The sequence below is a fragment of the Kitasatospora sp. NPDC058406 genome (assembly GCF_042722765.1).
Taxonomy (GTDB): Bacteria; Actinomycetota; Actinomycetes; order Streptomycetales; family Streptomycetaceae; genus Kitasatospora.
The window spans coordinates 1,569-9,783 of sequence record NZ_JBHXKE010000298.1 but is presented as its reverse complement, the minus strand read 5'-3'; the positions used below and the strand labels follow the sequence as shown (position 1 = coordinate 9,783).

Sequence of the window (8,215 nt, the reverse complement as noted above, 5' to 3'; positions counted from 1 at the left end):
GTCCTGCACCGGCCGGACCCCGGCGTCTGGTCGGCCGAAACCGCCCCGCCCGGATCGGTGACCGCCGCCGACAGCCTGCGCGCCGTCCCCGCCGCCGGGCTCGACGACGCCGCCCTGCGGGAGCTGGTCGCCACCGAGTCGGACGCGGCGGTCGGCCGCCTGCGCCCCGGCACCGGACGCCTCCTCCAGGCCGTCCACCTGGACGCCGGCCGGGAGGCCGCGGGCCGCCTGCTGCTGACGGCCCACCACCTCGCGGTCGACGAGGTCTCCTGGAGCATCCTGCTGGACGACCTGCGGGCCGCCTGGCAGGACGCCGCCGCCGGCCGGCCGCCGGTCCTGGAACCGGTCGCCACCTCGCTGCGCGCGTGGACCGAGCACCTCCTCGCGGAGGCCCACAGCCCCCGCCGGACCGCCGAACTCGGCCACTGGCTGGCGGCCGGGGAGAGCGGGAAGGACCGGCGCCTGATCGGATCGCGTCCGCTGGACCCGGCCCGGGACACCGCCGACACCGCGCGCCCGTTCACCGTCACGCTCTCCGCCGGACGGACCGCGCCCCTGCTCGACACCGTCCCCGGGGCCGTGCACGGCACCGTCAACGACGTGCTGCTCACCGCGCTGGCCCTGGCCGCCGCCCACCTCGACCCGGACCGGCCGGACGGTGGGCTACCGGTCGAACTGGAGGGCCACGGCCGGGAACCGGACCTGCTGCCCGGCGCCGACCTCTCCCGCACCGTCGGCTGGCTGACCAGCCTGTACCCCGTGCGCCTCGCCCCCGGCCGGGTCGACCCGGCCGCCGCCCTCACCGGCGCCGAGGACGCCGGGCGCGCCCTCAAGGAGGTGAAGGAACAGTTGCGGGCCGTCCCCGCCGGCGGGATCGGTGCGGGCCTGCTCCGCTACGCCAACCCCGCCACCGCCCGCCGCTTCGACCCGGCCGCCCGGCCCGAAGTGCTCTGGAACTACCTCGGCCGGCGCACCCACACCCCCGGCACCGCCTGGGGACCGGCCCCCGAGGCCGACGCCGTCGGCGTCGAGCCCGACCCCGGGGCCCCGCTCTCCCACGCGCTGGAGATCGTGGCCCGGATCGACCCCGGCCCCGACGGCCCCCGGCTCGTCGCGGACTGGATCCCCGCCGCCGGCGCCCTGCCGGAGTCGACCGCACGCGCCCTCGCCGAGGCGTGGACCGCCGCGCTCGACGGCCTCGCCACCTGGGCCGGCACCGCCGGCTCCGGCGGCCACACCCCCTCCGACCTCGATCTGCTCTCCCTCGACCAGGACCAGATCGCCATGCTCGAACAGATGTGGAAGGACCAGCGATGACCAGGACCGGCCTCGCGGACATGCTCCCGCTCTCCCCGCTCCAGCAGGGCATGCTGTTCCTCTCCTCCTACGACGACCGGGCCACGGACGTCTACACCGTCCAGCTGACCGTCTCGCTGAGCGGCCCGGTCGACGCGGCCCGGCTCGGCACCGCCGCCGACGCGCTGCTGCGCCGGCACGCCAACCTGCGCGCCGGGTTCTGGCACGAGAACGTGCCCGAGCCGGTCCAGTTCGTCCCCGCCGAGCTGCGGATCGCCGTCCGCGAGACCGACCTCCGGGCCGGGCACGACCTCCGGGCCGGGCACGCCACGGCCCCGTCCGCCACGGCCCCGTCCGGCGGCGTCCCGGACGGTGAGGCCCTGGACCGGGCCGAACGCGCCGAGCTGGCCGAGCGGTTCCTCCTGCACCGGCCGCCGCTGCTGCGCCTGCTGCTGGCCCGGGTGGCCGACACCGAGTACCGGCTGATCGTCACCGTGCACCACATCCTGGTGGACGGCTGGTCGATGCCGCTCCTGGTGCGTGAGCTGCTGGAGCTGTACGACCGGGACGGCGACCCCGGCGGTCTGCCCGCCGTGCGCCCCTACCGCGACCACCTGCGCTGGCTGGCCGACCAGGACCGGCCGGCCGCCGAACGCGCCTGGCGCACGGCGCTGGCGGGGACGGACGGCCCCACCCTGCTCGCCCCGGCCGACCCCGGCCGGCAGGCGGTCCGGCCGGCCCGGCACACCCGGGGGCTCACCGAGGAGGCGACCGCGGGGCTCACCGCGGCGGCCCGCCGGCTCGGCACCACCCCCAGCACCCTCGTCCAGTGCGCCTGGGGGCTGCTGCTCGGCTCCCTGACGGGGCGGCGCGACGCCGTCTTCGGCCTGACCGTGTCGGGCCGGCCCGAGGAACTGTCCGGCGTCGACTCGATGATCGGACTGTTCATCACCACCGTCCCGGTCCGGGTCGCCGTGCGCCCGGAGGAGAGCGTCGCCGCGCTGGTCCGCCGGTTCCGCGGCGAACAGAACCAACTGCTCTCCCACCACCACCTCGGCCTGCACGCGATCCAGAAGCAGGCCGGCGGCGGCGAGCTTTTCGACACCCTGCTCGTGGTCGAGAACTACCCCGTCGACCCGTCCGCCCGCCCCGCGCTCGCCGGCGGGGCCGCCGTCACCGGGGTCACCGCCCGCGACGCCACGCACTACCCGCTCACCCTGGCCGTCAACCTCGGCCGCACCGTCGAGGTCCACCTGGAGTACCGGCCCGACGTGCTGACCGACCGCCGGGTCGAGCGGATCGGCGAGCGGCTGGCCGCGCTGCTGGAGCGGATCGCCGCCGACCCCGACACGACGGTGGGCAGGCTGCGGCTGACCACCGACGACGAGCACGCCCGGCTGGCGGCGGCGGGGCACGGCCCGGAGGCCGCCGCCTTCGGGGGGAGCGTCGCCGACCGTTTCGCGGCGCAGGCCGCCGCGACCCCCGGGGCCACCGCCGTCGTCTCCGGCGGCCGGTCCGTGACCTTCGCCGAACTGGACCGCCGCTCCGCGGAGCTGGCCCACCGGCTGGTCGCACGCGGGATCGGCCCCGAGTCGGTCGTCGCCCTCGCGGTGCCGCGTTCGGTGGACGCGGTGACCGCCCTGCTCGGCGTGCTGCGCAGCGGCGCCGCCTACCTGCCGCTGGACCTCGACCACCCGGCCGAGCGCCTCGCCGACATGATCGCCGACGCCGCCCCGGCCTGCCTGGTCACCACCGCGGGCACCGTCCACCGGCTCCCCGCGGTCGGCCCCCGACCGCTGCTGCTCGACGGCCCGGACGACACCGCCACCGCCACCGCCACCGCCCCGGGCCCCGGGCCCGACGCGCCGCTCCCCGCCGTCGACCCGGAGCACCCCGCCTACGTCATCTACACCTCCGGTTCCACCGGCCGCCCCAAGGGCGTGGTCCTCACCCACCGCGGCCTCGCCAACCTCTACGCCAACCACCGGGCCGCGCTGCTCGACCCGGCCGCCCGCGCGGCCGGCCGCCCCCTGCGGGCCCTGCACACCGCCTCGTTCTCCTTCGACACCTCCTGGGAGCAGCTGTTCTGGCTGCTCGCCGGGCACGAACTGCACCTCCTCGACGAGACGGAGCGGCGCGACCCCGAGTTCGTCACCGGCTACGTCCGCCGCCACCGCGTCGACACCCTCGACGTCACCCCCACCTACGCCCAGCAGCTCCTCGACTGGGGGCTGCTCGCCGACGGCGCCCACCGCCCGGGGCTGCTGCTGCTCGGCGGCGAGGCGGTGCCGCCCGCCCAGTGGAGCGCGGTCCGCGCCGCCGACGGCGTACGCGCCGTCAACCTCTACGGCCCCACCGAGTACACCGTCGACGCCCTGGCCGCCGACCTCGCGGACAGCGTGCGCCCGCTGGTCGGCGCACCGATCGCCGGCACCGCCGCCAGGGTCCTCGACCACGCGCTGCGCCCCGCACCGGACGGCGCCCCCGGCGAGCTGTACCTGGCCGGGACCGGGCTGGCCCGCGGCTACCACGACCGGCCCGGTCTGACCGCCGGCCGCTTCGTCGCCGACCCGTACGGCCCGCCCGGCAGCCGGATGTACCGCACGGGGGACCTCGTCCGCAGGCTGCCCGACGGCCGCCTCGACTACCTGGGCCGGGCCGACGAGCAGGTCAAGATCCGCGGGTTCCGGATCGAGCCCGGCGAGATCGAGGCCGCCCTCACCGCGCTGCCCGGGGTCGCCACCGCCGCCGTGGTCGTCCGCGAGGACACCCCCGGCGTCCGCCGCCTGGTGGGCTACCTGACCGGTGACGCCGACCCGGTCGGCGCCCGCGCCGCCCTGGCCGCCGCGCTGCCCGAACACCTCGTCCCCGCCGCCCTGGTGGCCCTGGACGCCCTGCCCCTCAACGTCAACGGGAAGCTCGACCGCGCCGCCCTGCCCGCCCCCGTCCTCACCGGCGACCCGGCCTCCCGCGCTCCGCGGACCCCGGCCGAGGCCGTCCTGTGCCGCGTCTTCGCCGACGTCCTCGGCCTCGCCGCGGCCGGCGCCGACGACGACTTCTTCGTCCTCGGCGGGGACTCGATCAGCTCGATCCAGCTGGTCGGCCGGCTCCGCAAGGAGCAGCTGGTCCTCACCCCCCGGCAGGTCTTCGAGCACCGCACACCCGCCCGGCTCGCCGCCGCGGCGGTGGACGCCGGGACCGTCGCCGACGGCCCGGACCCCGCCGCCGTCGTCCTCGTCCCCGAGGCGGCCCTCGCCCTGGCCGCCGAACTCCGCCCCGACGCCGAGGAGGTGCTGCCGCTCTCCCCGCTCCAGGAGGGCCTGTACTTCCACGCCGTCTACGACGACCGCGCGCTCGACGTCTACCTCATGCAGAACTTCATCGAGCTGCTGCACGCCGTCGACCGGACGGCGCTGCGCCGTGCCTTCGAGGCGCTGCTCAGGCGCCACCCCCACCTGCGGGCGGGCTTCTGGCACCAGGGCTTCGACGAGCCGGTGCAGATCGTCCCCGGCGCGTGGGAGCTGCCCTGGCAGGAGACCGACCTCAGCCACCTCGACCGGGCCGCCCAGGACCGCGCCCTGGAGGAGTTCTCGCACGCCGACGCCGCCACCCGGTTCGACCTCGCGGCGCCGCCGCTGCTGCGCGTCGCGCTGTTCCGCTTCGCCGACGAGCGGTACGTGCTCTGCGTGACCCAGCACCACATCCTCACCGACGGCTGGTCCGAGTCGCTGTTCTTCGAGGAGCTGTTCGCCCTCTACCGGCACGGCGGCGACGAGGACGCGCTGGCGCCCGCCACGCCGTACCGGGAGTTCCTGCGCCACCTCGCGGCGACCGACCGCGAGGCCGCCGCCGAGGCCTGGCGGGTCCACCTCGCCGGCCTCGACGAGGCGACCCTGGTCGCGCCCGAGGACCCGGCCCGGCAGCCGGTGATCGCCGAGGTCTGCCCGATCGTCCTGGACGAGGCGACCAGCGACGGGCTGCGCGCCTTCGCCCGGTCCTGCGGAATCACCCTCAACACGGTGCTGTCCACCGCGTGGGCGCTCACCCTGGCCAGCCTCACCGGCTCGGACGACGTGGTCTTCGGCGCCACCGTCTCCGGCCGGCCGCCGGAGCTGGCGGGCGTGGACACCATGATCGGGATGTTCATGAACACCCTCCCGTTCCGGGTGACCGTCCGGCCCGGGGAGCCGTTGCGCGACCTCCTGGTCCGGGTCCAGCGGGAGCACGCCGCCCTGCTGCCCCACCACCAGGTGGGCCTCGGCCGGATCCAGCGGCTCAGCGGCTTCGGCCGCCTCTTCGACACCCTGTACGTGTTCCGCAACACCCCGCTGGACGACTCGGCCCGGGAGGAGGCCGTCGCCCGCCACGCGATCGGCTGGACCCACAGCGTGGACGGCACCCACTACCCGCTGACCCTCGCGGTCACGCCCGAGCGCGCCCTGGAGCTGAGCCTCGCCTACCGGCCCGACCTGTTCGACGCCGAGGCCGCCCGGGCCGTGGCCGAACGGCTCGCCGCCCTGGTCCGCGCCCTGCCCGGGGACCCCGCCGCCCCGGTCGGCCGGCTCGGCACCCCGGAACCGGCCGAGCTGGGCAGGCTGCTCGGCCTCGGCGACGACACCGGCCACGCCGTTCCCGACACCACCGTCGACCGGCTGCTCGCGGAGCAGGCCGCCCGGACCCCGGACGCGACCGCCCTGGTCTTCGGCGAGGAGCGGCTCTCCTACGCCGAACTCGACCGGCGGGCCGACCGGCTGGCGCACGCCCTGATCGCCCGCGGCGCCGGGCCGGAGCGCCTGGTCGCCCTCGCGCTGCCGCGCTCCGCGGACTTCGTCGTCGCCCTGTTCGCCGTGCTGCGCACCGGCGCCGGCTACCTGCCGCTCGACCTGGACCACCCGGCCGCCCGGCTCGCCGAGATGCTCGCCGACGCGCGCCCGCTCTGCCTCGTCACCGTCACGGCCGTCGGCGCCGGCCTGCCCGCCGCGGACGACCTGCCCCGCCTGGTGCTCGACGACCCGGACGGCCTGGCCGAACAGGCCGCCGTCCCGGCCGGGCCGGTGACCGCCGCCGACCTCACCGCCCCGCGTCACGCCGACCACCCGGCCTACGTGATCTACACCTCCGGCTCCACCGGGCGGCCCAAGGGCGTGGTCGTCCCGCACCGCGGGCTGACCACGATGCTGGTCAACCACCGGGCCCGGATCTTCGGCCCCGCCGTGACCGGGGCCGGCGGGCGGCGCCTGCGGATCGCCCACACCGTCTCCTTCGCCTTCGACATGTCGTGGGAGGAGTTCTTCTGGCTGGTCGACGGCCACGAGGTGCACGTCATCGGCGAACGGCTGCGGCTCGACCCGGACGCCCTCGTCGACCACTACGTCCGCGAGCGCGTCGACGTCGTCAACGTCACCCCGTCCTACGCCCAGCAGCTGATCGAGGCCGGACTGCTCGCCGACGGCCGGCACCGGCCGGTGCTCGTCCTGCTCGGCGGCGAGGCCGTCCCCGAGTCCCTCTGGCAGCTGCTCGACCGGACCGACGGGACCACCGGCTACAACCTGTACGGGCCCACCGAGTACACCATCAACGCGCTCGGCGCGGGCGTCGGCGAGAGCGCCACCGCCACCGTCGGACGGCCCGTCATGAACACCCGGGCGTACGTACTGGACCAGGCCCTGCGCCCCGTCCCGGTGGGCGTGCCCGGCGAGCTGTACCTCGCCGGGGACGGCCTGGCGCGCGGCTACCACGACCGGCCCGGTCTGACGGCCGGCCGCTTCGTCGCCGACCCGTACGGCCCGCCCGGCGGGCGGATGTACCGCACCGGCGACCGGATGAGGTTCCGGGCGGACGGCAGGCTGGACTACCTGGGCCGGGCCGACCAGCAGGTCAAGATCCGCGGCTTCCGGGTCGAGCCCGGCGAGGTCGAGTCCGCGCTGCTCGCCCTGGACGCCGTCGCCGCGGCGGCCGTCGTCGCGCAGCGGGGCCCGGGCGGCGCACGCCTGGTCGCCTACACCGTCCCCGCCCCCGGCCTCCCGGCGGACTCCGCCGCGCTGCGCGCCGCGCTGGCCGCGACCCTGCCCGAGTACCTGGTCCCGGCCGCGTTCGTCGAGCTCGACGCGCTGCCGCTGACGGTCAACGGCAAGGTCGACCGCGCCGCGCTCCCGGTGCCCGGCCCCGCCGGCCGGGGGTCCTCCCGGCCGCCCGCCGACGCCCGCGAGGCCCTGCTCTGCGAGCTCTTCGCGGAGGTCCTGGGCGTGCCCGAGGTCGGTGTCGACGACAACTTCTTCGAACTCGGCGGCCACTCGCTGCTCGCGATGCGGCTGGCCGGCCGGATCCGGGCCGAGCTCAACACCCCGGTCCAGGTCGCCACCCTGATGGCCGCCCCGACCGTCGCGGGGGCGGCGGCCCGGCTCGGCACCGACGCCCGCCGTGACGCGCTGCGCACCCTGCTGCCGCTGCGGGAGAAGGGCGCGCTGCCCCCGCTGTTCTGCGTCCACCCGGCCTCCGGTTTCAGCTGGCAGTACGCGGGCCTGCTGCGCCATCTCGACCGGGAGCGCCCGCTGTACGGCCTCCAGTCGCCGGGCCTGCGCGGTGAGCTCCCGAAGGTCGAGGACGTCCGGGGTCTGGCCGAGCTGTACCTCGCGGAGGTGCGGGCGGTGCAGCCGCACGGCCCGTACCACCTGCTGGGCTACTCCTTCGGCGGGACGGTCGCCCACACCATGGCGGCGCTGCTCCAGGAGGGCGGTGAGGAGGTGGCCCTCCTCGGGCTGCTGGACGCCTACCCGCCGGAGACCGAGGACTGGTCCTTCGTCACCGACCCGCGCTTCCGCGAGCGGCTCGCCGAGGAGGAGAGCGGGTTCCTGACCGGGGTGGCCGGGCTCGGCCTGGCGGCGCCCGCGGACTCGGCCGGGGACGCGGCTGCGGACAC

At 76.9% G+C, this 8,215-nt stretch carries 2 protein-coding genes; both read left to right on the top strand.

Going from position 1 to position 8,215, the window contains the following annotated elements; all coding sequences use genetic code 11:
• The coding region (locus ACFWOG_RS36230) for a condensation domain-containing protein (RefSeq protein ID WP_380363624.1) at window positions 1–1,317 on the top strand (1,317 nt) is incomplete at its 5' end.
• Window positions 1,314–8,215, top strand: a 6,902-nt coding sequence (locus ACFWOG_RS36225) for an amino acid adenylation domain-containing protein (RefSeq protein WP_380363622.1), incomplete at its 3' end; no start/stop codon positions are given. The genes ACFWOG_RS36230 and ACFWOG_RS36225, both read left to right, overlap by 4 nt.